The organism is Sulfuricaulis limicola (assembly GCF_002355735.1).
Lineage (GTDB): Bacteria > Pseudomonadota > Gammaproteobacteria > Acidiferrobacterales > Sulfurifustaceae > Sulfuricaulis > Sulfuricaulis limicola.
Genome location: NZ_AP014879.1, coordinates 1,564,775 through 1,591,059 on the forward strand (window position 1 = coordinate 1,564,775; position 26,285 = coordinate 1,591,059).

Genomic DNA, 26,285 nt, shown 5'->3' on the forward strand with positions numbered 1-26,285 from the left:
GGTGTCACGGCAGCGCGGCCTGGCGCTGATCACCGCCATGCTGGTCGTCGCCATCGCCGCCGCCACGGCGGCCTACCTGAGCCTCGATCAGCAGATCTGGTCGCGTCAGGCACAGAACCTGACTGACCGTGCCCAGGCGGAAGTCGTGCGCGACGGCGCGCTGGAATGGGCCATTACCATTCTGGCCAAGGACGCCAAGGACAACCCGGAGAGTGACAATCTCACGGAAGACTGGGCCAAGGATCTGCCTCCGCTCGCGGTCGAGGGCGGACAGGTCGCAGGCAAAATCCATGACGCTCAGGGGAGGTTCAATCTCAACAACCTGGTGCGCGGTGGCAAACCAAGCCCACCGGATATTGGCGCCTTCAGGTATCTTCTTCAGTCCCTGTCCATCGATCCAAATCTTACTGACGCCGTGATCGACTGGATAGACGCCGACAGCAATGCCAGCGCCGCCGGGGCCGAGGACATTGACTATCTCCAGATGCAGACTCCCTATCGCGCCGCGAATCAGCCGTTCCAGAGCATCGAGGAATTGCGCCTGGTGCGCGGCTTTACCCGGGAGATGGTCGATAAACTGCGGAACTTCGTCACGGCCCTGCCCCAGCCCACGGCCATCAACGTGAACACGGCCGACAAGAAAGTTCTGGAAGCGCTGTTATATCCTTCCCCCATCATGGCCGAGAATCTGGCCAAGGGGGCGCCCTACAAGTCGATAGCGGATATTCGTGCCAAAAATCCGCAGCTGCCGTCTGATCCCAATACCATTGCCCCTTATGGCGTGCAAAGCACTTATTATGAAGTTGAGATAACAACCCTGTTCGGCCGCTATCAGCGCAACACGGAGGCCCTGATCCAGCGCGGCGCGGGCTCAGCGGGTTTTCGCATTCTCTGGCTCAGCCAGCGTCTGCCCTACCGCCCGGCTGCTTCGGAACCATCTTCCGCCGAAAATCCGGTTCCCGCCGCGGGCGGGAATATATAATGATGCCCAGAGACAACCCGACCCGATAATAATGGCCGCCTCTCACACTTCCCTGACAAAGCGCAGATTTTTCTCCGCGTCGTGGCTGCAATCCTTGCGGCAGTCCCTGGCAAGCCAGGGCGGTGACCTGGAACTGCTGCTGCCGCGCGGCTGGCCGGAAAACCGGGGCAAAATCCGCTGGCGCCTGCGCCGGGGTCCGGGCGCGGCGCCGCATGGCGAGGTCACGGAGCTGAACCAGATCCCTGGCGTCGGCGCCATGACGCGGGTGCTGGTGTGGACGCCGCCTTCCGACAGCCTGCTGACTCGCGTGACCCTGCCAACCCGCTCGCGCGCCAAAATCCAGCAGGCGCTGCCGTTCGCGCTCGAAGACCAGCTCATCGGCGAACCGGAGCATCTGCATTTTGCCTACCGGATACTCGAAGGCAACAATCTGGCGGTGGCGGTCACCGCGCGTGAGCGCATGCAGGCATGGATTTCACATCTGACCGATGCCGGCCTGCGGCCCACGGGCTTCTGCCCTGCCATCCTGGCGCTCCCGCTGGATGCCGGCTCCTGGACGGTCACCTTCCACGAGAATGACATGTGGGTGCGTACCGGCATGGCCTCCGGCTTCTCCTGCGCCGCCGGCGCCAGCACCCCGCCCGCCATGCTGGAACTGGCGCTGCGCGAGGCGCGGGAAAAGCAGGATGCCCCGGTCGGCCTGACGGTGATTCATCCGCCCGCCGGCTTCGATCAGGCCGCCTGGGCCCAGCTCAAGCTGCCGCTGAGCCTCCAGAAACAGGATTTCTGGGCCGGTTATCACGAACCGCTTCCGGCGCTGAATCTGCTGCAAGGAGGCTTCGCGCCCTCGCACCAGATGCAGGAAATGCTGCCCGGCCTGCGGCCGGCGGCGATCATGCTGGCGATCTGGCTGATCGGCAGCCTCGCCTTCAGCGCGTGGGAATGGTGGCAACTGAACCGCGAACACCAGAATCTGAAACAGGACATGACCCAGGTATTCCGCCAGACCTTTCCCGACGCCAAGGTGGTGGTGGACCCGGCGCTGCAGATGCAGCGCCTGTTGAGTGAATTGCAGGGCAAAAGCGGCAAGTCCTCGCAGGCCGACGCCCTGCCCCTGCTTGGCCATTTCGCGCCGGTGATGCAGTCCCATCCACAGATAAAACTGCGCGGCATCCAGTATGACGAATCGCGCCTGACGGCGGATCTGTCACTGCCGGATTTCCAGGCGATGGAAACCCTGAAGAACGCCTTGATCGCGCGAGGCCTGCAGGTCGAAGTCGTCGGCGCCAACACCACTCCCGCCGGCATCGAGGGGCGATTGCGCCTGAGCCAGGGCGGCAAGGCGGGTGGATGACATGAACCTCAAAGACACATTACGCATTGTATCGCTCGATCGCCTGCGCAACCTGCCGCAGCGCGAGCGCTGGATGGTCATCGGCGTGGCCGTCGGGGCGGTGATCCTGCTCTATCTCTCCCTGTGGCTGCCATGGCAGGCGCAAATCAGGAAACTGCGCACGACCGTGCCGCAGGAAAAAATCCAGCTGGCGCAGATGCGGGTGCAGGCCATGGAAATCAGCCAGCTGCGCGCCAGCGGACGCGTGCCGCTGGCCGGCGGCAACCTGCTGGCGAACCTGGAGCAATCGGCCACGGCCAACGGCATCCGCGGCCGCATCACACGCATGGAACCGGACGGCAGCAACGGCGCGCGCCTGTCGCTGGACGGCGTGCATTTCAACGCCCTGATCACCTGGCTCGCCAGCCTCCAGAGTCAGGGCGGCGTGCGCATCGAAAAGGCCACGTTCGAGGCACAAGCGGAGGCCGGCACCGTGAATGCGCGCCTGGTGCTGCGAGGTGCCGGCGCGTGAAGAAACAGATAGTGCTGTATGTCGTGTTTGGACTGGTCTTTTATCTGCTGTTTCTCATCATCGAGATGCCGGCGTCCTGGTTCGCCTGGGGACTGAACCGCTACACCCAGGGCACCGTGCGCCTGGACCCCATTGCCGGCAGCCTGTGGAGCGGGAGCGGCAAACTGGTGATCTATTACCCGCCAACCACGCCGCATGATTTTGGCCAAGCCGAATGGGGCATCAATCCATTCTGGCTGTTGACCGGACGCGTTCAGCTGTCGTTGCAGACCAGCAACCAGGATCGGAAAATAAAAACCATGCTGGGGATAGCCGGAAACAGTTTCAGGCTCGAGGACACCGAGACGGAATTTCCCGCTGCTTTCGTGGCGCAACTCTACACGCCCTTGTCGCTGATGAGCCCGCAGGGGAAAGTCAGGATCAGTGCAGAGAGCCTGACGCTTGCATCAGGCAAGGTGGACGGCGTCGCCGCGCTGGAATGGCTGAACGCCGGGAGCAGCCTTTCCAGCGTGCAACCGCTCGGAGATTACCGGCTGGACATCACGGGTGCGGAAAAGAACGCCAACCTCAAGCTCACCACTTTGCGCGGCGATCTGGAATTCACGGGTCAGGGGCAGTGGCAGCCTCAAACCGGGCAGGTTCAGATAAACGGTACCGCCCTGCCGCGTGCCCGCGCCGGCGAACTGGAATCGCTGCTCAGCATGCTCGGTCCCGATCAGGGCGGCGGCAAGCGCGCGCTGAATATCAACACCCGCCTGCCGCCGGTTTATTCTTCGAATTGAGGCGCGTCAGATTTTCTTTTTGCGCCTCGCCATACCCACCAGCCCCAGCAGACCGGAACCGAACAGCCAGACCGTGGCCGGGACCGGAACGGCATTTACATTGAAGTTGGCATTGAACCCCTGGAACGGGCCGTCAATCATGCCACCGCCGGCAATACCATCGCCATCCCAGTCGGTAGACACCAGATTGTAGATGGGGCCAATATAAGTACCATTCGCCCCCTTGAAGATCGGGTTGCCGGGATTCAGGCTGGTCCAGCTGCCGGATTGCCACACATTGACGACATCGATGCCTTCGGTGCTGCCCCAGGCGAATTTCATATGGACCATTACCTGGCTGGCGTCAGCGGTTACATTATAGTTCCCGCCTGAAGCGCAATTGGCTTGCAAGACCGTCGGACAGCCCGTACCACCGGCCGTGTCTGCCGTCGAGATGGTGTAAGTCCCCGGGCCGTAGATTTTAACGTTGTATGCCGTCCAGTTGATGCCGAAGAACGGGGTGGTCGAGGAGATGCTGGCGTTGCTGACGGCGGTATTCGGGTCAGTGTTAAACGAACCGTCCCAGGTGAAGACCACGTCGTTGGTGCCGCCGACCATGCCGCCACCGCCGTCGAGCATGGTGAAGTTATTGTTGTAAGTCGTGGCCGCATGAACCGTTCCGGCGCTCAGGCCCAAGATAACGACAGCTGCCGATACACTTTTCTTTATGCTGTACATATCATCCTCCTGTTGTTGTTGGTTGTTAACTCAGTCATGTAAAGACGGAAGAATGGGCCCGCATCAATATCGGACCGACGCTGCCATCAGTTTTTCTTTTTGCGCCTCGCCATACCCACCAGCCCCAGCAGACCGGAGCCAAACAGCCAGACCGCGGCCGGGACGGGCACCACCGTCATGGAGCCTTGCAGGTTGAAGTTGAAGTTGTGGCCACCAAATCCGGGATCGTAGAACGGGCCGCCCTCGACCATCGGTATCCCGAGGGTGCCGTCACCGTCATTGTCGGTCGAGGCAAGCAGGAAAACGGTGCCGGCATGGTTACCTGCAGGATTGTGGGCGGTCCCGGTCCACAGGCAATTCAACGCAGCCTCATCATAAGTGGATGATCCGCAATTCGAGAATGTCGAGTTGATGTTCCAGACATTGACGATGTCGATGTTGGAGTTGAGGTTCCAATCCAGCAACATGTGAACGCCAAGCTGACCGGCACCTACGGTCATGTTCAGCATGGATGTCTCGGAAACGCCGCCGCCAAGACTGGTATCGAAGCTGTAAGTTCCGGGCCCAAATATCTGAACACCGTGAATAGACCAGTTGGACTGACCCAGGAGCGGCGTCGGCGACGAGATGGTCGCATTGCTGGCGCCGCCCGGACCGGTGTAATCGGTCGAAGAGGTGAAGATCGTGCCATCCCAAGCGAAGGTGAAATCGTTCGTATGACCGAACGTGAAACCATGGCCGCCGTAGCTGTTACATTCCGGCGTACTACAGCCCGTGCCTTCGGGTGTCAGCCAGGTAAGGTTGCTCACTCCGCCCGCGCCGGTGAAGGTCGCGTACGGCGTCTGGGCGGCAAAGGCGGAACCGGAAACGAGAGCCATGGAGATTGCGGCGAACAAGGAGATTTTTCGTGTTGTCATTGCCTGTATCCTCCGTGAGGTGTGATGAGCTGTGGGTAACTAATACAGCGTCATGTCATTACCATAATCCGGTTAACATCATGTATAAAAGGACCGTCGGGCCGGCGATGCCGGCATTGCCGGTCTTACGGGAAATACTCCAGAGTCGGCTGAACGGAAATCGGCGCGCCATCCACGCCGTACACGGCGACACTGGTCAGCACGAAATTGGGCGAGCCGCTCAATCCTTTTGGATGAATTACGAAGAATTGCAGATATTTCCCCGCGATCCCCTGCGGCGCGACGACATCAACATACAGATACTGGCCGTCGTGGCGCCAATACACCATGCGCTGGGTATCGCCAAAGGCGCCGCCTGACTTCACCGCCGATTCCGGCGTATACAGATTGATGTCGTTCCCGTTGAGTACCGCGCCATTGAAACCGATTTTCAGCGAAGCGGCCCCGATAGCCGTACTGCCGCCGAAGCTGATCTTGGCGTGCGGCGCCGGTTCCAATTTGCCGAAATTCACTGGCATGGAGGTTCCGGACAGGGAATCCTGCCGGAAAAACTGGTCCTGACTGCCGCTGCCGGGGACGATTTGAAGATTCACCGTGAATGGATCGGAGACGCCCGAACTGTTGTCGGAGGCATTCAGTGAAATGGTCATGCTCGCGGCTCCGGGCGCCGCATTGGCGGGGATGTCGGCAATCAACACTGTCTGTACCGGCTCATGCCCGAGAATCCAGGAAATGTCGCCTTCCAGGGTGGAGGAATAATGCAGGCCCTGCGCCCGGCCATCGGTGCGCAGATTGAACACCGAGCGCACAAGGCCCAGTGTCTTCAAATTCCACGTCTGGCCGTTGACATCCCTCAGCGTCACGCCGATCGTTTCCTTGCGCGCCCGCTCCGACCCGCCGACCATGACCGAAACGGTGTCTCCCGGGCGGGCGATCGTGGGAAAGGTATTGACACTGGTGCAGGCCGGAAGGGTAAAAATTGCAATTACCGCGCTGGCCAGCCAGGCGAGTGATTGCCTCCCCGACCGGACTACCGGGGAGACACGGGTGCTTGCAAGGTATTGACTCATGGTTAGCCTCTCTAAAATCCAAGCTGCCGCCGCAGCATTAAAACGTCCCGCACATCCAGCGTGCCGTCGTTATTCATGTCGCCCAGGGTCAGGTCCCGGGCTCCCGGGACCTGCAACTGCCCCACGAATCGCATCAGCATCATCAGATCGGATACGTTGATCTGGTTATCCGGCACGCCGGACGGCGCCAGGTCTCCCTTGTTCGACAACTTCGGATTCGTGCCGTAGGTAATCTCCAGTCCGTCCGGCAAACCATCGCCATCGGTATCGGCCAACAGGGGATTGGTCCCGTGAGTGTTGACCTCCACCCCGTCCGTGAGTCCGTCGCCGTCGGTATCCGGGTTATACGGGTCTGTGTTGAGGGCGCTTTCCTGTGTGTTGGTCAGACCATCGCCGTCAATATCGGTATCACAGGCATCACCGATACCATCGCCGTCGAGATCAGCCTGGGTCGGGTTGTAAACCAGACGGCAATTGTCGACATCATGGTTGAACCCGTCGCCATCGGCATCCAGGCTCATGCGTCCGTTTCCCGTGCGGTAATCGAATCCGGCTGTATTGACGTCCTTGGCGGTGCTGGTCAGAAGCCACCTTATCTGGGCCAGCGAGAAGCCGGGGTGTTGCGCCTTCAACAGCGCCACGGCGCCGCCCGCGTGCGGCGCGGAGGCAGAAGTGCCGTAGAATCCTGAAGACAACGACGTACTGACGCCATCCGGTCCACTTATTTCCGGCTTGGCCCGGCCGTCCGTCGTCGGGCCCTCCGAGCTGTATCCTTCGGGAACATCGCTGAGATTGGTCGCGCCCACGGCCAGCGTGCTTGAACAATCGGACGGTTGCGTCAGACTGCTGGCGGTGGTCTTGGTCCCCAATGCAGGACCGGTCGTGAACAGGGTCAGCCGCCGGTTGGCGGTCGCGCTGCTGATCTTGCGTACCACGATGTAATAGGTGCCGGTAACGGCCGGCACATAATTTGCGATCGCCTCGTAGGGATAGGGATACCAGGCCCCGCCCTTGCCCGACTGCCTGTTCAGCGAGGATGCCACCAGACTGCCACCGGCGCCGGGATCGCCAAGATAGAGCTCCAGGTCATAGTCTATGGTCGTGGTCGGATATGCCTCCCAGTTCATGTAGAGCGACACGGCGCTGCCCGCGGTCAGGCTGACGGTATTGTAATTCTGCCCGGCCGCGAACTCATGCCGCAGGTTGCCGTCGGTGTCCGTGAAGGTGCCGAGATAATGCGCGGTACGGTAATTGCCCGCGGCGTTGGCCCACTGTATCCCGGCCGCCTCGGCGCGCGCGGTAATGTCGCACAAGGCGCCCGTGCCGTCGTAGAAAGCGGCATTGAACCACGACACCGAATGCACGATGACATCGGTCCCGGCCGCGATCATGTCGTCCACCGCCTGCGACAACTGCGTTTCGCTGCCAATCTTGGCCAGGCGCAACGCGGCGCCCGGCGCCATTTCATGCACGATCTCGGCGACGTTGGTCCCATGCGTGCCGCCACCGGTACCGGTACCGGTGTAATCAGTAATGACCAGGCTGGCCGGGAGATCTCCCGAGGCCTGCGAATTGGTGTAGTTTGAGAATTGCAGATCGATGACGCCGATGGTCACACCCGCGCCTGTTTGACCGAGCGCCTGCATGTCCGCCGCGCCGGTCAGCGCCACCCCCTGCCCGGTCACGGCGGAGGGTTCGTGCGGATAGGGCAAGCGCAGCAGGGCTGTCTCCGGCAGGGAGCGGATCAGGGCTGACAGCTTTCCGGCGGGAACGGAAACCTCATGCAGGCGGTTCCAGCGATGACGCAACGCGCCGCCTTGTTTTGCAATCAATGACGATATGGGCGTCTCGGGACCGGCCTCGACAATAACGGTCACCGGTGCCGCGGCAGCGCCGGGCTCGCGTCCCGCGAGCTCCATCTTCAGCCGAATTTCGTGAGAATAGCGGGAGTCCGCCGCCGCGTCATGCACCAGCACCGACAACAGGCCGGCAAAAAGAATGGCAGCGCACAGCAGCGCAGATGAACGCCTGATAAACGCTGCTGCCATCCTTCTCCTCCGGATAAAACAATCGGCCAGAAGCCAGCTCTCATGCGGCATTTTCATGCGTGGCCGGCATGCACACGATCGGTGCTTCCTTATGTTACTGCTCCCGATTTCTCGTGCTGCTTCGCGCTCTCCTGAAAGCAAAACGGCGGGGCACAAATCCTGTGCCCCGCCGTTCCATACTCCCCATCCAAAATTCCTTCTTCAGGCAGGTCGGCCCATGAACCGGGATAACCCGACAAAAGATTATATTTGAATTTTACTGATTATTTTTTCTGCGCCGGGCGATACCCGCCAGACCAAGCAAGCCGGAGCCAAACAACCACGCTGCTGCCGGCACGGGTATCGGAGCCGGAGCCACGGTGAGGCTCATGCTGGTCCACTGTCCCAGCAATTGGTCATAGTCATCAAAAAACAGGAACGATGAATTGAAGCTTGGCGAACCGGTTTTCTGGAAATCGAAATCATACAGAGACCCGGCGGTGAAAGTCAGGGAAGGCCCAAGCCCCGAGCCATAACCATTGTCATCGGTCGCGTAAACGAACGTTCCGTTGAGGTTAATGCTCATGGTATTGCCGGTGCCGGTAGCGAAGGAAACCGTGCCGGTTTCGCTGCCGATGGTTCCCAAGTCTGCCGTAAAGGTGCCGGTAGCGGTAACGCTTTCACCGACCGTCAGGTTGTAGGCGTTGGGTGACCATTCATCACCGCTCAGCACATCGCCCGTGATCGTGAAGTTATAGGTGGTTGAAACGGCGTGAGCCGCAGGCGCTGCACAGAATAATGCCAAGGTCGCCGCCAATCCTGAGAAGGTTTTATTCATCTTCATAATAAGACTCTCCGTCCTGTGGTCCTGGTGCAAACGTTATGAACTTTTTAATTAAATTATTAAATTAAAGCCCTACAGCCGAACAAGCGCTGCTTACCGCCGCATAACAGGCGGCAGCCTCGGGTGCGGTAATGTTGAAACTCCTGATCACCGTTGGCGCCACGTTCAGATCGATATAACGGCAACGTTCCCGGCTTACGGTCGTATCCGACTCGGCAAAATGAGTTCTGGGCGCATTGTCGATGATCTGGATTCTGTTCGTGGCGCGCATGCAGGCCGCCGCCATGTTGTCGGCCGTGATGGAAGCCAGTTCGGCATCGCTCCAGCATGGGCAGGGGATCTTCACGCAAGGCATGTCGGGATCGCTTGCCTGTTTCTTCTTGTTGTAATTGGCAAGTATCTTGGAATTGACGGGTTCTTTTTCAAAAGTGTCCAGATCCTGCGCCTCGCAATAGGCGACGCACAGACCGTACAGACCCGGCGTTGCATTCGTCTTCAACACGTCGCACACGCCTTCATTGGCCGGGGTGGTGCCATCCGGCGTTTCAGCCATGGCAGGAGCCAGGATAGCGAGCCCCGCGATAAAAAATGCACCCACCAGAGCAAACGATATTTTTTTCATATGCACTCTCCACGCCCAGGGCGCTTGCCCGTTTCTTCGTTGTTCCCGTTGTTTCTTCCGACTCTGTTGAATCCGAACAAAAAACGGCAGAGAGCAAAAACCGCACCCTCTGTCATTTAAAATTTCCCCAAAATATTATTGTTTAATTCTCCTCCGAACTCCGAATACGATTTCGGACAAGCGTATGGGTGCGGTCCTTGCGGACCGCACCCACCACCTTACCGATTATTATTATTCCTCATGGACCGTTACAGGATTTGCTCTGACGGATTCAGCTCGTCAGACAATTCCCGTTTAGGCCTTCTTCTTGCGACGGGCGATACCAACCAGGCCGAGCAGGCCCGAGCCGAACAGCCACACCGCGGCCGGCACCGGGATAACGGCATCCGGGGTTGCGGTCATGTTGGCGTTGAAGTTGGCGTTGAAGTTCTGGAACGGTCCGCCGGTCGGCATGGGGATACCCATGACGCCGTCAGCGTTGCCGTCGGCCGACGCCAGCATCCACACCGTGGAGCCGGCCGGCTTGTTGGTGGCAAGACCACCCACATAGCCCGGGCCATCCCACAGACAGTTCTGAGTGGTCGCCGAGGCGGTGGAATCGCAGCCGCTGATGTTCGAGCTGCGGGCGATGCCGGGGCCGAACATGCTGCCCGGGTTGGCCACCACGAACACGTCAATGTTCTTGGCGGTGTTCCAATCGAAGAGCATGTGCATGCCGATCTGGCCAGCGCCGACGGTCGCGTTCAGGAAGCCAGTCTCAGCCGCGCCGCCACCCAGGGTGACATCGAAGCTGTAGCTGCCCGGCGTGAACACCTGGATGTCATGCGCGGTCCAGGTATGACCGAAGAAACCCGTGGTTGACGACGCGGTCACGTTCGACCCGCTGCCCGGGCCGGTGTAGTCCGAGCTGGACGTGTAGCCGTTGCCGTCCCACGTCATGGCCACGTCGTTGGTGCCGCCGACGGTGTAGCCACCGGCATCCAACATGGTGAAGTTGGCGCGGTCAGTGGAAAAGTCAAAAGCGCCGTACAGGTTCGTGACGAGCGCGGCCTGAGCGGCCGGCGCGCCAAAAGCGAGCACGATGCTGGAAGCAATAAGCGACTTCTTGATCATAGGATTCATTAACCTTCCTCCAGTTAAAACACAGTTTTATCGAACACAAATTACGCTTTTCAAAATGCACAGCATGTTTTTACGTAAAAACCGCGTCCGGACTTACACGCAACCCCTCGCCTAAGAAAAAGCTTGGCACTGCGAGCAGTGTCCTTTCCGCCTCTGCCTAAATGCAATCCATGTGCCACATAATTTATACAATTAAATTCATATAGTTATGTCACATTTCGGGTTTGCCTGATTCAAGAATGTAAATAATACCGACAGATATGCTGTGTCGAATGGGCCTATAAATCCATTACATCAGTTGCGTCAGCCCCTGATGCATGGCTGAATACTCGGCATGCCAAGCGCAAAATACATTAAATAATAATTTATTCAATAAGTTAAATGCAGCCGACAGCGCGCCGGAACCACAATGGACCAAATACATAAAGGCCCTATGGATCTGTAAAGTCTACCGACTTATTTTCCTGAAACATACACAACATTATGTTTTTACAAAGTAAAATGACAATTACTGGGGCATTATCAGGAGCTACCCGATAGCATCCGCATCCGGAATTCATTTCAGCGATCAGCCTGCCCGGGGAACACAGCTACGCGATCTGGCCAAGTGTGAACTGATCCGGAGAGCCGCGTCGATCTTTTGGGATAGTATCCGACTGCACAGCGATACCGCGTGCCGCAATAAACAGAAACAGGGGTAATGTCATGACGCAGGATGTATTGCCTGACGATGTGCGGAAGGGGCGCGCGAAGGACCTGCTCAGCCAGGGTCGCCTGGAAGAAGCGCGCGCCTTGCTGGCCGAGCTTTGCCAGGGCGATCAGCGCGACGTGGAGGCCTGGATCATGTACAGCGCCGCCTGCGCACATCTCGGAAACTTCGAGGACGTCATCACGGCGTGCCGCCGGGCGCTCGCCATCCAGCCGGACTATCTGCCGGCGCTGACCAACCTCGCCAGCGCTTCGGCGGCTCTGGGACGGCACGCCGAAGCCGCCGCTCAATTCGGCGATGTCCTGAGGTTTGCCCCGGACAACCCCGCGGTGCTCAATAATTACGCCCATGCCCTGATCCTCGCGGGCCGCGCCGGGGAAGCACGGGCTGCGCTGGAAAATGCCGTGCGCCTGCAACCGTATTACGCGGAGGCGCATTACAACCTGGCGATTCTGCTGGATCAGATCGGACTGCCGGCGGAAGCCTTGCGCGAATACGAACAGGCGGCGACGCTGAAACCGGGCCTGCCCCGGCTCGAAGAACGCATGGCCCAGCTGCGGCAGTCCGCCGGACGCATGGCATGAACCGGTCTCATCCTCCCGCCGTGTCGCGAACTCCCGTCCGCATCGCTTCATAAGCCGACTCCACCGTCCGCGCATAATCCCCGGCCGCGCACAGGCGCGACTGTTTGACGCGTTCGCGCAACTGTGCGCGGAGCCCGGCCAATTTTGCGCCATCGGCCGCGAGTTCGCGCCCTGTCGCGACATAGCGCTCGGGTGTGTCCGCGATCCATTCCGGAAATCCCGCCGCCGTCAGCAGGCTCGCCCCCACGCGCGCGCTGTGGCGATCGCCGCACAGGCTGACGACAGGCACGCCCATCCACAGCGCCTCGCAGGTTGTCGTGGTGCCGTTGTACGGAAACGTGTCCAGCGCCAGGTCGATGCGGGAATAGGCACCGAGATGACCGGCGTCATCCGGAATGTAGCCGATCAGGTCGAGACGCTCACCGGGAATTCCGGCCTCCGCAAACAGAGCCTGATAGCGTTCGCGCGTGGACCGGTCGGTCAACGAAGGATTCTTCAGGACCAGCCGGCTGCCCGGCACAGCAAGTAACAGTCTCGCCCACAGCGCGATGACCTCCGGATTGACCTTGGCCAGATTGTTGAACGAACCGAAGGTGACGAAACCGTTCGTCTCGCATGGCGACCGTGCCGGCGGCGGCGCGTTCTCCGGCGGCCGGTAGCACAGGAAACATCCGGGCAGACGATACAGCGATTCGGTGCAAAACCGCTCCGCGCCCGGCGGATCGGCGATGGCGTCGGAGAGGCGATAATCCATCCCGGTGACGCCGGTCGTATCGGGATAACCGATAAAAGACACTTGCACCGGCGCTGCCCGGGATGCAAAGACGGTGAGCCGGTTGCCGGAGGTATGGCCGTTGAGGTCCACCAGGATGTCAATCGCATCATCGGCGATGGCGCGCGACAACTGTGCATCGTCCATGTCGGCGACATCGCGCCAGCGATGCGCCAGACGCCGCAGCCGCCCGGTGGTGTCATCGGCTTCCTTGTGCGAGAAATAACAGGTGATTTCGTAACGCGCGGGATCGTGATGCGCCAGCAGCGGTTCGATGAAATAGGCCACCGAGTGCTTGCGCAGGTCCGCGGACACATAACCGATGCGCAGGCGCGCCGACCGTTCGCCGGCGGCCGCGATCGGCCCCGGCGCGGACGCGGGAACCGGGCGCGCCACGTTGCCCGGCCATTGGCGGTGGCGCTCCAGCAGCTCCACTGGATCCTGCCCGGCAAGATAATGCAGCGTGAGCAACATACTGGAATGGATGCGCGCATTGCGCGGTTCCAGCTTCAGCGCCGCGTCGAAATACTCGATGGATTCGCGGTATTTTCCCTGCATGCACAACGCCGCGGCCGCATTCTCCTGGATTTCGGCGAGCCGCGGATGCTTCAGACGGATCGCCTTGTCGTAGGCGTTGATGGCGGCCTCGTAACGGCCCAGCGTCTGCATCGCGGACCCGTACACGGCGTAAAACTCGGCGTTGCCGGGCTGATAGCGCAGTATTCCGCGAAACACCTCCTCCGCTTCCTCGTAACGGTGCAGCGCCGCGAGGACATGCCCGAGACTCGTGGCCGCGCCTTCGTGCCGCGGATTCAGCGCGAGTGTCCGGCGCAGGGCGGTCACGGACTTTTCCAGCTGACGCGTGTCACGCAGCGCAATGCCAAGGTTGTACCAGGCGCCGACATGCCGCGGATTCAGCTCCACCGCCTTCGAACAGCAGGCCACGGCCTCGTCGTGCCGCTTGAGCATGCCGTTGATGGCGCCGAGCGTGTGCCAGCAGTCGGCATCGGTTTTGAGCCCGGCGCAGACCTGCTGATACACCAGCCGCGCCTCGTCGAAGCGGCGGGCGGCGATGAGGTCCTTGCCGAGCTTGAGCTTGGAGCGCAGAAGGATATCGGTCTGGGACATGTATCAGGATGGCATCGGTGGCGCCGGCGGCATGGTCGTGGTCATGAGACTTCAGCCGTTTCGACGCATGCGACGGCCCGGATTCCCGGCCCGCGCCGTTCCGGCAGCCGTCGCGCGGCGTCAGTCAAAAGAATATTTTACCCGATAAACGCTCTCGGCCAGGATGAGCGGGCGGCGCAGAAGATACAACCGGCCTTGCACGTCCCGCCCCGACTCGCGGCGCAACACGGCGGCGTGACTTCCGACCTCGGTAAAGCCGGCGTCGGCGGCGAGCGCGCGGATGTAGTTGTCGGAATGGGCATAGCGTCCCGTTTGCCGCAACACGAATGTCCCGTTGTCGTCGCCGGTCTCGACGGAAAACGCCAGAATCCCGCCGGGTCTGAGCGCCGTGGCGCAGGCGGCGAATACCTCCCGCAGATCGCCCAGATAGACGAACACGTCGGCGGCGATGGCGAGGTCCCACGCAGCCGCTTTCGATCGCAGGCTGGCGGTGATGTCGCCAACTTCCAGCGCATCATACAGGTTGCCCTGTTTCGCCTTCTCGATCATCCGCGGGGAAAGATCGACACCCTGCATGAAATGCGCGATGTCACGGAAAAGCGGCGCGCACAATCCGGTGCCGCAGCCCAGGTCGATGATGTCCTGCGACTTCCCCGCCGGCGCCACATGCTGCCGCATCAGTTCACGCAGCAGCTGCGGTGTGCGGTACTGCAGCGTTCCGACCAGCTTCTCGTCGAACGTGTCGGCTGCCTCGTCGAAAAGCGAGGCAACATAGGCGGCCGGCGCCGTGGATGGCGTGTCTCCCCGCTGCGCCGCCAGCAGGTGCCGCGCCTGGTCGTCGTGCGGGTTGATGCGCAGAATTTCCTCGAAATGTTTCGCCGCCTCTTCATGGTGGCCCGCGGCTTGCAGACCGAAGGCAAGCCGGTAATGCGCCTGCAGATGATCGTTGTCGAGCGCGATCGTCCGGCGATAAGCGGCTTCGGCCTTGCCGAACAGCCTCTGGACGCGAAAACTCTCCCCCATGAGGTAATGCACCCCGGGCAGATCCTGCCTGAGATCCAGGACTCTCCGGTAGCTTTCAACCGCGGCCGCAGGCTCGCCCAGCCGGTCGAGAACCATGCCCAGTCGCAGATGGGCCTCGGGGAATCCCGGCAGGAGGTCCGCGGCCTGCGCGTAGTGCCGGCGTGCCTGCTGAATTTCATCACGGCCTTCGAGCAGGCCCGCCAGCGTGAAGTGCGCCTCGCCGGTACGCGGCTCCAGGGCGATGGCGCGCATGGCCGCGGCTTCCGCCTCAGCGAACTTGCGCTGGCCGATTCTGGCCTGTGCCAACATGCTCCACGCCCGCACCAGTTCCGGCTCGATCTTCAGCGCCGCTTCATAGCCTGCCTCGGCTTCGGCGAACCTTCCCTGTGCCTGCAGGGCATTTGCCAGGTTGAAGTGCGCCGGCGCGGAGCCGGGTTGAAGCGCGAGCGACCGGTGGCAGCATTCTTCAGCGCGAGTCAGCTGTTTCGCCAAGCCGTGGGCGATGCCGAGCGTCAGCCAGATATCGGCATTGTCCGGCTGCAACGCGGCCGCCTGCTGGAGCCGGTCAATCGCCGCCGCGTGTTCGCCGAGGGTCGCCAGCAACTTGCCAAGTCCGAATTGGGCCTCGACCTGGCCGGGATTGAGCTCAACCGCCCTGCCGAGCGCCATTAGGGCCGTGGCGCTGTCGCCGGTATCAGCGCTGACACAGCCATACAAAAACCAGTCATCGGATGTCGCGCCGGATGTCTCGCAAACCCGCCGACACAGCTCGATCGCTTCCTGTGGCCGTCCGGTCCTGAACAGCTGCTCGACGCGGTCGGCCGTGGTGTTGCGCTGCGGGTCTGTCATCATGGATTTGCTTGCACAATTAAATGGATTTTACGGGCTAACGCCCTGCTCCGGGCGGCATCAGATGCCTTCCCGCACGGCTTGCAGCGTCAACGGTACCTGAAATGGGGGATGTTTTCCAAGCGAGCGGCCGGTATCGTGGGAACCCACCGGTTTGGCATGGCAGAAACGGATCAGCGTGTTCAGCGGCGCGACGACACGCGCTGAACATCGCTGATTTCGCGGACATCTCTCCGTGAGGCGGATAATGTGCCCGGGGCCGGCCCGTGCCCGGCGATCAAAAAACTTGTTTTTTCAGCTGCTGCGCCGGCGCCGCGCGACGCCCATCAGCCCGAGCAAGCCGGAACCGAACAACCAGGCCGCCGCCGGCACCGGCACGACGCTCGCCGTGCTCACATAGTCCGAGTGGCCGGTGGGAGCGATGAAGTCCAGCGTGCGCGAACCATCGGCACGCAACATGAACGCATAGCCGCCAAAGGCGTTGCTGTGCCAGACCGCGCCTGGCGTGCCGGCGGGAACAATCGTGACATCCCAGCGCTGGCCGCTGGCGCCGGTCGTGGGGTTGGAATCGGTCCGCATTTTCCGGCTGCCATCGGGATTGAACGAATCCGCGGAAACCCAGACGCCCGCCGGCACCACACCCGCGCCGAGGAATGAAACCAGGTTCTGATAAGCCGGATCGAGCGCGGCTCCGGATACCACACCGTTGGCATCGAGCGGATTGATGGCGGGATTGCTGTTGTTCATCACCGCGCTGCCGGAAAAGTTCATGGGCACGCCTTCGACGGTGGTGGTGGTCACGACGTAATCACCGTAACTGCGCATGACGAAGCCCGGGATCAACTGCGTCGAGGAGAACGTGCCGGGATTGGTGCCATAGTCGTAATACACGTCCATGGCGAAATCGAAGGTCACCTGCCCCGCCATGATGCCGACGCCGTTGGGGTCGGCGTTGAGCACCGAGCCGCACCATCCCTGCGCGTCCGAGATCGCGTACGGCTGGAAGTTGAAGAACGTGTCTTTTGTCGTGCTGGCCTTGATTCCGGCCGTGTCCGAGTACTTGAACACGTCGTAGAAGCCGAACGACATGTCGCTTTTGCCGATATTATAGTTGCCGGCCTTGTCTATCTGCATGTTGCTGAAGGTGCTGTTGACTGGCGTCGTGTAGGCCCATTGGTAAAAATTCACCGCCCCGTCCATGTTAGCCCGGGGATACGGCGATGAACTCGTGGTTGAATCCGTCAGCTCCCGGTAGGCGTCGTACGGTGCATCGCGCGTGATTCCGTCGGGATTGTTCGTGATGACATGCTGAACCTGGCCGATGCGCGAGGCATCGAAGCCGGACCCAACCTGGAAATCATTCGCACCGACGCCCGTCGGACCGGTGTAACCCCAATCGTTGAAAGTGATGGCACCGGTTGTGCCGGAACTGATGGTGGGATCAATGGTCGTGGTCCACGTGGTCGGTGTTGCCGCCATGAGCACCGGACTCACCATCGAAACAAGCGCCGCACCGATGCCGCTGGCAAGCGTTTTCCTCGTCACGTCTTTCATTTCACTCCTCCTGTCGATCTGGTTTTGAAGCACATTGGTGCCTTCCAGGCTGATGAATGGGGACCTTTGCGGAATTCCCCTCAATCACGATCCAGCGCCCGGTTTCTTGAACGGCGATCAACACGAGACCATAAAAACCATGGAATTATCAGTGCCTTTTGTTACATATTTCCTCATTGAGACTACTTTATTTTTCACGACCGGCTCGATCATGCAATGTTTCGCGTCGGGAAAGACACAAAAAAGCTCTATTGATCCGGCTGAATGCATCCCGGCATCATTGAACAATCAGATCCTTGAGCACTCTGGTCATCTCCGCGCCGCACCACTTCGAATCGAGAAATTTCGGCGGCTTGGTCATTCTCTGGCTGATCTCTTTGGCAAGTTGCCGGCGTTTTTCCCGGTCCTGTCCCAATTCCACGGCCAGGCGAATAAACGCTTCCTCGTCGGAGGCGATCAGCTGCGGGAGATCCATGTCGCGCAACGCGCCTGAGGCCATCCGGGAGCGCTGTGAATTTCCCTCCAGCACGACGGTCGGAACGCCGACCAGCAAGGGGTCAATCAGGGAGGTCATGCCGGAATGCGGAAAGGAATCCAGGTAAACATCCGCCACGCTGCCCAGCATGGCCCGGACATCGGCGATATCCGGCAATGGCGGCTTGATCGCCACGCGATTGACGTCAATGCCGAGCCGCTTGCAGGTGGCCGTAATGCGCAGGAACAGCGGACCCACGAAATAATAATTCGTCCAGTTCAGATTGAAGGGATAGAGCAGCAGTCTCGAACCGGGGGTGGCCGCCAGGATCCGGATCCAGGTTTCCTCCAGCTCGGGCGTAATCTTGAAGAAATTCGCCCCCGCGGCGTAGACCGTCACATCTTCGGGAATCCCCAGCATGGCCCGGCTGATGTTTTGAGTCGCCGCCCGTTCGTTCTGCTGTCCGAAATCGAAACAGAGAACGGGGCCGTCCATGCACACCAGCTTTTCCGTGTAATGCTCCTGCGCGCCTTTGACCGGCTCGGAAAGATGGCCGGAGACGAACACGTCCAGATTATGAAACCCGGTCGTGACCGGCGAGCAACCGCCCGTGAGCTGAAGGCGCGCCAGGCGATGCGCGCACAACTGCACGAAAGTGGACGTTCCGGCGGCCAGGTTGGTCCCGATCCAGATGGCATCAAGGTCCAGGGCGCGGATGATTTCAACGGATGCCTTGATGTCAGCGGGTATCTCCACCAGCCGGTCGGCGCGTGCGGAGCAATATTTCTCCAGCTCCGCGCTCTTCTTGTCGCGGATGGCGCGCGTGATGAGAACGACCTCGATGGCGTCGCGGTCGAGATGCGCGAACACCGGCAGGGTCGCGAAGGTCTCGGACCGGGGGTCAAGGTCCTGCATGAGCACGCCGAAGCGGATGCGGCCGCCGTCCCGCGCGCGCGGACCGAACTGGAAATCGGGCCGGGCGTCCCACAGTTCCTGCGCGAGTTCGATCAGCTCGGCACGCTTGCGGCAGAGATCGCGCAGGTTGTGCCAGGAAAAATAAAGTGACACGAAGGAGGCGTACTGCAGGAACGCACGCAACACTTCCTGCCAGTGGGCGGAAGAACGATTAGCCAGGATATTGGCGTGGAGATAATCCACCCAGCGCGAAACATTCCGGTAGTAAAGCTCGATCTCGCCCTTCTCCCTGAACAACCACTGCTGCCCCAACACGCACCGGAACACGGTGCGCAACATCCAGACGGGAATGCCGGGCAATGTTTCGCAGGGCAGGTACTTGTATGGATTTTCATAGAGCGACGCCGCCAGGACCGCGTTCAGGGCGGCGTGATTCGCATTGTCCCCGGTCACCTGCCGCATCACTTCGGCGACAAACTCCCGCTCCTGATCCAAAGCGGGATATCCCGAGATACCGCCATTGAGCATCGTGAAGCAGGCTTCACCGAAGTCGCTCTTGTAGAGCGGTTCCAGCCGGGCAGGTGGCGTCGCCAGCAGCGTCCGCGCCATCTCGTGCCGGAGACCGAGCATGCGCCGCGCCCAGATGAGGTCCGCCGGGTTCCTCCCCAGCTGTGTCAAAATTTCTTCGAGGCGTTGTGAATACATGGTCAGGAGTTCATTGCCGCGCCGCGAAACCGGCTGCAGTCCGGCGCCGTAACGATTCGTTTCCGGGCGATCAATCGCGGTGCTTCAGCAGGTTCTGTTATCGTCGCGGAAATCGACGCGCGGCCTGCCGCGTTTTATAATCGGAACCTCCCGGGTGTACGGGATATTTCCGTGTACGGCATGGCGGACGTGCGGATCAACAGGCCTCTCCCCGGGATGCCACACGCAGGCAGGCTGCCGGGGGAACCCGTCAGGCGTGAAAAAACGGACGCCATTACCGGCGAAATTATCGCGAACAGTGAAGGCGAGAAGCTCTGACTTGTATTTTATGTGTTCACGCATAAGCGATGTCATCGTGTGCCTGGCGATTTACCATCGTAAACTCCGGCAGTTTCCCGAATTGTGGAATTTAAGGTAAGGCCAGGTCAATGCCAGAATTCGATTATCTGGTTGGTGGGCACAAAATCCGGCTCCCGGAAGGCCACGCCCTGCCCGACTACCAGAGCCGGTACAGGCGTTATGACTACACGCTGGGCGAACTCGCCGGAATCGTATCAGAAAAATATCCGGGCTCTCCCCGAATTGATGTTGGGGCCAACATCGGGGACTCCTGGGCGTTGATGAACAAGCACGTCATCACGGAAACGCTCCTGATTGAGGGCGACCCTGCCTACACCAACCTGCTGAAGTTTAACGTAAACCGGCTGGGTCACCCGGCGCAGGTTTGCGAAGCCTTCTGCGGAACGACGAGCGGGACCGTTTCAGAGCAAAGCATCCGGAGGACCGGAGCCGGGACGTCCAGCATCAACAATGCCGCCGCGCCCGCGGGCGATGCGACCATACCGATCCTCACCTTCCATGAAATTCTCGATCGGCATCCTGTTTTCAAGTCATCCAGACTCATCAAGCTCGATACCGACGGATACGATTTCGGCATCCTTGAAGCCTATGCTTCGCTTTTTTCGCAAATGCAGGCGACGGTTTACTATGAGTGCGCGCCTTTCGAACAGGAAAGGGGCCTGGACGAGAGCTTAAAATCCTTTCAGGAACTGGTTAAATTCTTCAAATATTATGTCGTCTATGACAATTTCGGACACTTCATGTGCAGCATGGAAGGCGACAACCTGCTCGAAAAATATCTCGAATTGATGGTGTTTCTGGTTTCAAATAGAGTAGACGGCGCAGCGGTTTATTATTTCGACATTGCGGCATTTACTCCAGACAATAAAGACTTGTTTTTAAAATTGAAGGATCTTGAAATATCCCGTTTTTTCAGGCGCCACTCGTGAGGCCTCATTTCGTGAATGGCCGACACAAGGCGCGGAACGCTCCGTGAACCACAAATGAAAATCGGGCTTTATCTGTACGGCTACGACCCCAAATTGGGCGGCGGCTACACCTTCGTTGACAGCATTGTCACCGCCCTGGGCGCCACCGAAAGCCGCCATGAGGTGTACTGTTTCCATTACGGCCAGGGCCAGCCCGCCTCGACGGGCTCCGTGCGCTGGGTGCAACTTATTAATAGTCCCGGCAAGCAGGGGGAACGGCCCCTGAATGACGCGGTACTCCGGCACGGGATTGAGCTGGTCTGGTTTGTCACAGTGCCGATTTACGAAACCGTGGATGTGCCTTACATTTTCACGGTCTGGGATTTGATGCATCGCACACACCCCTGTTTTCCCGAAGTCGGCGCGTTCGGCGGATGGCCGTGGGATCAGCGCGAGAAGTTCTATCAATATATATTGCCTCGCGCCACTTACGTGGTTACCGGCAACGAGGCCGGCAAGAAGGATGTGGTGGATTATTACCGGGTGCCGCCGGAGCGGGTCAAAACCCTGCCCTTGCCGACGCCGGAGTTTGCACTCGGTTCCGTCGCGGCGCGTGCACCGGCCGGATTCAGCGACCGGACGCCGTTCCTGTTCTACCCCGCCCAGTTCTGGCCGCACAAGAATCACGTCACCTTGCTGTTGGCGCTCAAGATCCTCATTGAACAGCATCATCTGGATTTTTCCATCGTTCTGACCGGAGCCGACAAGGGAAATCTGAATTTCGTCCGGCAGACCGCGAAGGAACTGGGGCTTGAGGATCGCGCGCATATCCTGGGGTTCGTTTCGCGGGAAGAACTGGTTTACCTGTACCAGAACGCCTTCGCGCTGGCTTATCCCTCTTTTTTCGGCCCGGACAATATCCCGCCCATGGAGGCATTCGCATCGGGTTGCCCGGTGGTGGCCGCCGGAGTTCCCGGCGCGGAGGAACAAATGGGAGACGCCGCGCTGTTCTTCGACCCCGCCAGCGAGACGCAACTGGCCGCCAGAATACATGAACTTCATTCCAGACCCGCTCTCCGGGAGACCCTGATCGAGCGTGGTCGCACACGGGCCCGTCAGTGGACGGCCAGGGATTATGTGCGCAGGATTTTCCAGATAGCGGAAGAATTTCAGCCCATGCGCCGCAACTGGAGCAGCCGCGAACCCGGCAAGTACCTGTGAGATCAATTCACCCGGGCCCGACATGAGCAATCTTCCCAAACTGCTGGCCAGGGGCGGCGCGCTCGTCCGCCAGGGCGATATCGCCGGTGCGCGGGCGGAATTTGAAAGAGCCGCTCGCGATCACACGCGCAACGCCGAACCCTGGATCAGTCTGGCCGCCGTTCATGGCATGCAGGGTAACTACGCCGAGGCCTTGCGCTGCGCCCGCAAGGCCGTCGAGCTGGCGCCGCATTCGCTTCAAGCCTGGGTAAATCTCGGAAACGCGGCACAGCATACCGGCGAGCTCACCCAGGCGGCGGAGGCCTTTCAGCGGGCGCGCGGGCTGCCGGGCTGTCCTGCCGATATCGTCCTGCAACTCGGCCTGACGCTGGCCCAGCTCGGGCGCTGGATGGAAGCGGAAAAACCCTTGCGTGAATATCTCGTTCACCACCCCGGTCATCGGGAAGCCACGCTCCGGCTCGCCCGGATTCTGACCATCAAGGGCGAAACCGCCGCTGCCGCGGCCATGACCGAGGAGTATTGCCGACGCCACAGCGGCGATACGCGGGCGCTGTTGCAGCTGGGCGCCATTTATCTCGATCAGGGGCGCCTCCAGGACGCCTGGCGACTGTGCGACCAGGCTATGCGGGAATCCGCCGGCGCGGCGGAGGCATTGCTGTTCAAGGGCACGCTGCTGACATTCGAAGGACGTCACGCGGCGGCGCGCGAAGTGTATGAACAGCTCGCGCGCCTGCAGCCGGACAATCCGCAGACGCTGATCATGCTGTCGCTCGCCTGCTACCAGTCGGCCGACCCGGATGCCGGGCTGGCTTACGCGCGCACGGCATTGAAAGCGAATCCGCGCACGATCGACGATCTGACCTCGCTCGGCAACATATTCATGATGACCGACCCGGCGGAATCGCGGCGGCTGATGGAAAAGGCGCTGACGCTGGCGCCGGATGATCCGAGGGCGCTGGTGCTCAGGGGACAGGTGCTGGAATTCGAGGGGGACAAACAGGGGGCCTGGAGCAGCGCGTTCGCAGCCATTGAGCGTGGTTCTGTCAGCACCGAGGCTGTCGTCGTCGCCGCCAACGTCGCCCCGTCGGTCGGTCGGACGGAAGAAGCCATCGGCTTGCTCGAACAGGTCGTTGCGCGCGCCGGTATTTCCGCCACGAATCAGCGGGCATTGCACTTCGCGCTGGCCAATCTGTGCGACAAGGCAAAACAATACGACCGGGCCTTCGATCACGCCGTTATCGCCAACCGGCTGAAGAACGTTCCACAGAACATCCATCATGGCCATCTGGCGCAGATCAACAGCCACATGCAGGTGTACGCCGCGACCGCAATCGCGTCACTGCCCCGCTCCACCGTGCGTTCCGAGCTGCCGGTGTTCATCGTCGGCATGCCGCGCTCCGGGACCAGCCTGGTCGAACAGATCCTCTCCTGCCACAGCAAGGTACATGCCCGCGGCGAGACCACGGACATCGAAAAACTGGCGGACCAGATTCCCTATTATCCCGATGGCGTGCGCAATCTTGCGCCGGAGAAGCTGAACGTCATGGCGGGTGCCTATGTCCAGCGCTTGCATGACATGGCCCCTTCCGCAACCCGCGTCACTGACAAGCTGCCCGGCAACTACATGTATCTCGGCATCATCAGCCAGCTGTTCCCGGGCGCGCGGGTATTGCACTGCAAGCGCGACCCGCGCGACATCTGCCTGTCCAATTACTTCATTGATTTTGGCGCGGGGCTGGGCTTTACCTACGATCTCGAGGCGCTGGCGTACACCTACAAAGCCTACCAGGAGCTGATGGAGCACTGGAAAGCGATGCTGCCGATCCCGATCCTGGACGTGCAATACGAGGAACTGGTCGAGGAGCCGCGTTCCCATGTCGAAGCCATCCTGAAATTCTGCGGTCTCGAGTGGGAAGACGCCTGTCTCGACTTTCATCAATCCAAACGACAGGTGATGACGGCCAGTTACGACCAGGTGCGGCGCCCGCTGTACAAAAGCTCAAAGGCGCGCTGGAAGAATTATGCGCGGCAGCTGGAGCCGGTCAGCCGTATTCTCGGCCTGAAAGACGACGCATGACGACATGCCGCACTGGCGCTGAACGGCGGAATGATTTGAATGGGCACCAGAGATGAAGCCATCGCCGCCCACCGGCGCGGGGATCTCGTCAAGGCGGAGCGTCTCTATCGCCATCTGCTCCGTGCCGCCCCGTCGGACGCGGAACTTCACTACTGTCTCGGATTGCTTTGCTTTCAAACCAGCCGCGCGCGCGAAAGCATCCAGTGGCTGCAACAGGCCCTCGCTCTGGCTCCCGCGTCCGGCCCGACGCTGCAACTGCTGATCCGCGTCAGCGTTGAGACCGGCGATGCCGAAGGCGCCCTCGCCTCGCTCGATCGTTATCTCGCGCTGCATCCCCATGATGCCGGGATGCTTCATCTCAAAGGTCAGCAACTCGCGCGCCTGGGGAAACTGCGCGACGCCGAGCGCGCTTTCTTTCAGGCGGCCGAACGTACCGGTGAGGCGGCGATGCATCACGATCTGGGACTGTGCCGGCAATTGCAGGGAAACCTGCCGGGGGCGATACAGGCCTACCGCGAGGCGATCCGGCGCGGACACGATCATCCCCGCACAAGATTGTGGCTGGCCCAGTGCCTTCGCGCAGTTGGACGAATCCGCGAGTACTACGAGACCGCCACGGGCGCGACCGGCGACGCGCTGAATGACATCGAGCTGGCCATCGAGGCGCAGACCGCGCGTCGCTACGTGTGCGACTGGGAAGGCGTCGAGACCAACCAGCCCGCCTTCATGGCCGGTCTGCAGAGCGCGCTGAAGCAGGGCAGCGGCGCGAGCATTCCGCCCGGCATCCTGAACTTCATGGAGGTGGACGAGCCAACCATCGCATCAGCCGCAAAAAAATATGCACGTCAGCTGGCCACGGCCGGCGATGCATTGCGACAGAAGCTCCGCAGGCCGCCCGCGCGCGGCGATACGGGAAAACTGCGCGTGGGTTATCTGTCCACCGATTTTTTTGCCCACGCCGTCGGTTTCCTGGTGCGCGATCTCTTTGCCTGTCACGATCGCACGCGTTTCGAAATTTGCGGATACTCGCTGCGGCATCATCCTGATGAAGTGCAGGCGCGCATACGGGAAGGCTGCGACACGTACCGCAATCTTGCCGGAAAAAATCCGGAAGAAATCGCGCATGCGATCCTCGGCGACCGGATCGACATCCTGATCGATCTGGCGGGTTACACCAGCGCGGCGCAGCCGGCGGTCCTCGCGGCCCGTCCGGCGCCGGTCCAGATTTCCTGGCTCGGCTACCTCGGGACCAGCGGCGCGGATTTCATCGACTACCTCATCGCCGATGACGTCGCGCTGCCGGAGGAACTGGCCGGGGATTACACCGAACGCATCATCCGCCTGCCGCATTTCATGATTACGTCGCCGTTATCCACTTCGGAAAAAAGTCCCTCGCGCGAGGCGCTGGGGCTGGGCAACGATGGATTCGTGTTTTGCAGTTTCAACCAGCCTTACAAGCTCGACCGGAGAACCTTCGGGGCATGGATGGATATCCTGCGGCGGGTCCCGGGAAGCCGGTTGTGGATGTACGTCCCCGATCTGGAGGCATGCGGCGGCAACCTGCGGCGCGAAGCGATGCGCCTGGAGGTGGATCCCGGCCGTCTGGTTTTTGCCGGGAGCGAACCGATGGCGCAACATCTGGCGCGGATGGCGCTGGCTGACCTGGCGCTCGATCCGTTCCACATCAGCGGCGGCGCCACTTCCGTCGCAGCGCTGTACGCAGGTGTCCCGGTCCTGACGCTGCGAGGACAATCGTTCCTCGCGCGCATGGGTAGCTCGATAAACTCCCGTCTCGGGATGGACGCTCTCGATTGCACGACGCCGGAGCAATACGTAATGACCGCCGTCGAGCTGGCGCTGAATCCCGCGGCACTGGCGGCGGTCAAGGATCAGCTCAAGGAGACACGGCGAACGCACCGCTTCTTCGACACCGGCGCGTTTGTGCACTCGCTGGAGGAGGCGCTGCGGATCGCCTGGGAACGCCATGCGGCCGGACAGGCGCCGGCCGACATCAGGGTGACGGACTCGCCATCGGGCTGAAAAAAAGAGGGCAGGTT

At 60.7% G+C, this 26,285-nt stretch carries 20 protein-coding genes; 9 read left to right on the plus strand and 11 right to left on the minus strand.

Features of this window, described 5'->3' with window-relative positions; translation table 11 throughout:
• The first annotated feature begins 1 nt into the window (after window position 1).
• From gspK to SCL_RS07690, 4 genes are all read left to right on the plus strand, one after another.
• Window positions 2–982 carry a type II secretion system minor pseudopilin GspK gene (gene gspK, locus SCL_RS07675; RefSeq protein WP_172425970.1) on the plus strand — a complete coding sequence of 327 codons (981 nt, stop codon included), beginning with the start codon at window positions 2–4 and terminating at the stop codon, window positions 980–982.
• Between the two features lie 94 nt (window positions 983–1,076).
• Entirely contained in the window at window positions 1,077–2,336 is a 1,260-nt protein-coding gene (gene gspL / locus SCL_RS07680; protein WP_172425971.1) for a type II secretion system protein GspL, read from the plus strand.
• 1 nt (window position 2,337) lies between these two features.
• Window positions 2,338–2,847: a type II secretion system protein GspM gene (gspM, locus tag SCL_RS07685; RefSeq protein WP_096360674.1), complete on the plus strand. Its 510-nt coding sequence runs from the start codon at window positions 2,338–2,340 to the stop codon at window positions 2,845–2,847.
• Window positions 2,844–3,629 (plus strand): type II secretion system protein N, encoded by a 786-nt coding sequence (locus SCL_RS07690; protein ID WP_096360675.1) that lies wholly within the window; start codon window positions 2,844–2,846, stop codon window positions 3,627–3,629. The genes gspM and SCL_RS07690 overlap by 4 nt, the downstream gene beginning before the upstream one ends.
• A gap of 6 nt (window positions 3,630–3,635) precedes the next feature.
• Here SCL_RS07690 and SCL_RS07695 read toward each other — a convergent pair whose 3' ends face one another.
• The 7 genes from SCL_RS07695 to SCL_RS07725 form a co-directional block, all read right to left on the minus strand.
• Window positions 3,636–4,346, minus strand: a complete 711-nt coding sequence (locus tag SCL_RS07695; RefSeq protein WP_096360676.1) for a VPLPA-CTERM sorting domain-containing protein — start codon at window positions 4,344–4,346, stop codon at window positions 3,636–3,638.
• 86 nt (window positions 4,347–4,432) lie between these two features.
• Window positions 4,433–5,263, minus strand: coding sequence for a VPLPA-CTERM sorting domain-containing protein (locus SCL_RS14345; protein ID WP_096360677.1), 831 nt, complete (start codon window positions 5,261–5,263; stop codon window positions 4,433–4,435).
• Between the two features lie 125 nt (window positions 5,264–5,388).
• Window positions 5,389–6,333 (minus strand): hypothetical protein, encoded by a 945-nt coding sequence (locus SCL_RS07705; protein ID WP_148665034.1) that lies wholly within the window; start codon window positions 6,331–6,333, stop codon window positions 5,389–5,391.
• An 11-nt stretch (window positions 6,334–6,344) separates the two neighbouring features.
• The gene (locus SCL_RS07710; RefSeq protein WP_172425972.1) at window positions 6,345–8,381 is read right to left on the minus strand and encodes a S8 family serine peptidase; all 2,037 of its coding nucleotides are present in this window, start codon (window positions 8,379–8,381) and stop codon (window positions 6,345–6,347) included.
• A gap of 256 nt (window positions 8,382–8,637) precedes the next feature.
• Window positions 8,638–9,204, minus strand: coding sequence for a VPLPA-CTERM sorting domain-containing protein (locus SCL_RS07715; protein WP_096360680.1), 567 nt, complete (start codon window positions 9,202–9,204; stop codon window positions 8,638–8,640).
• Between the two features lie 64 nt (window positions 9,205–9,268).
• The gene (locus SCL_RS07720; protein WP_148665035.1) at window positions 9,269–9,826 is read right to left on the minus strand and encodes a hypothetical protein; all 558 of its coding nucleotides are present in this window, start codon (window positions 9,824–9,826) and stop codon (window positions 9,269–9,271) included.
• Window positions 9,827–10,120: 294 nt separating this feature from the next.
• Window positions 10,121–10,939 carry a VPLPA-CTERM sorting domain-containing protein gene (locus SCL_RS07725; protein WP_096360682.1) on the minus strand — a complete coding sequence of 273 codons (819 nt, stop codon included), beginning with the start codon at window positions 10,937–10,939 and terminating at the stop codon, window positions 10,121–10,123.
• A gap of 714 nt (window positions 10,940–11,653) precedes the next feature.
• On the opposite strand from SCL_RS07725, the gene SCL_RS07730 reads away from it, so the two are divergent.
• A complete protein-coding gene (locus SCL_RS07730; protein ID WP_096360683.1) occupies window positions 11,654–12,241 on the plus strand; it encodes a tetratricopeptide repeat protein in 588 nt (195 codons plus the stop codon).
• Between the two features lie 7 nt (window positions 12,242–12,248).
• On the opposite strand, the gene SCL_RS07735 is transcribed toward SCL_RS07730, so the two are convergent.
• The 4 genes from SCL_RS07735 to SCL_RS07750 form a co-directional block, all read right to left on the minus strand.
• Window positions 12,249–14,141 carry an O-linked N-acetylglucosamine transferase, SPINDLY family protein gene (locus SCL_RS07735; protein WP_096360684.1) on the minus strand — a complete coding sequence of 631 codons (1,893 nt, stop codon included), beginning with the start codon at window positions 14,139–14,141 and terminating at the stop codon, window positions 12,249–12,251.
• A gap of 120 nt (window positions 14,142–14,261) precedes the next feature.
• Window positions 14,262–16,016 (minus strand): tetratricopeptide repeat protein, encoded by a 1,755-nt coding sequence (locus SCL_RS07740; RefSeq protein WP_096360685.1) that lies wholly within the window; start codon window positions 16,014–16,016, stop codon window positions 14,262–14,264.
• A gap of 291 nt (window positions 16,017–16,307) precedes the next feature.
• The gene (locus SCL_RS14350) at window positions 16,308–17,567 is read right to left on the minus strand and encodes a VPLPA-CTERM sorting domain-containing protein (protein WP_096360686.1); all 1,260 of its coding nucleotides are present in this window, start codon (window positions 17,565–17,567) and stop codon (window positions 16,308–16,310) included.
• Window positions 17,568–17,844: 277 nt separating this feature from the next.
• The gene (locus tag SCL_RS07750) at window positions 17,845–19,662 is read right to left on the minus strand and encodes an O-linked N-acetylglucosamine transferase family protein (protein ID WP_096360687.1); all 1,818 of its coding nucleotides are present in this window, start codon (window positions 19,660–19,662) and stop codon (window positions 17,845–17,847) included.
• Between the two features lie 428 nt (window positions 19,663–20,090).
• Here SCL_RS07750 and SCL_RS07755 point away from each other — a divergent pair, with 428 nt between their 5' ends.
• The 4 genes from SCL_RS07755 to SCL_RS07770 are packed head-to-tail and all read left to right on the plus strand — an operon-like array spanning window position 20,091 to window position 26,268.
• Window positions 20,091–20,951 carry an FkbM family methyltransferase gene (locus tag SCL_RS07755; RefSeq protein WP_096360688.1) on the plus strand — a complete coding sequence of 287 codons (861 nt, stop codon included), beginning with the start codon at window positions 20,091–20,093 and terminating at the stop codon, window positions 20,949–20,951.
• A 54-nt stretch (window positions 20,952–21,005) separates the two neighbouring features.
• Window positions 21,006–22,151 carry a glycosyltransferase family 4 protein gene (locus tag SCL_RS07760; RefSeq protein WP_172425973.1) on the plus strand — a complete coding sequence of 382 codons (1,146 nt, stop codon included), beginning with the start codon at window positions 21,006–21,008 and terminating at the stop codon, window positions 22,149–22,151.
• Window positions 22,152–22,173: 22 nt separating this feature from the next.
• The gene (locus SCL_RS07765; RefSeq protein WP_096360690.1) at window positions 22,174–24,228 is read left to right on the plus strand and encodes a tetratricopeptide repeat-containing sulfotransferase family protein; all 2,055 of its coding nucleotides are present in this window, start codon (window positions 22,174–22,176) and stop codon (window positions 24,226–24,228) included.
• Between the two features lie 39 nt (window positions 24,229–24,267).
• Window positions 24,268–26,268, plus strand: a complete 2,001-nt coding sequence (locus tag SCL_RS07770) for an O-linked N-acetylglucosamine transferase, SPINDLY family protein (protein WP_096360691.1) — start codon at window positions 24,268–24,270, stop codon at window positions 26,266–26,268.
• Window positions 26,269–26,285: the final 17 nt, after the last annotated feature.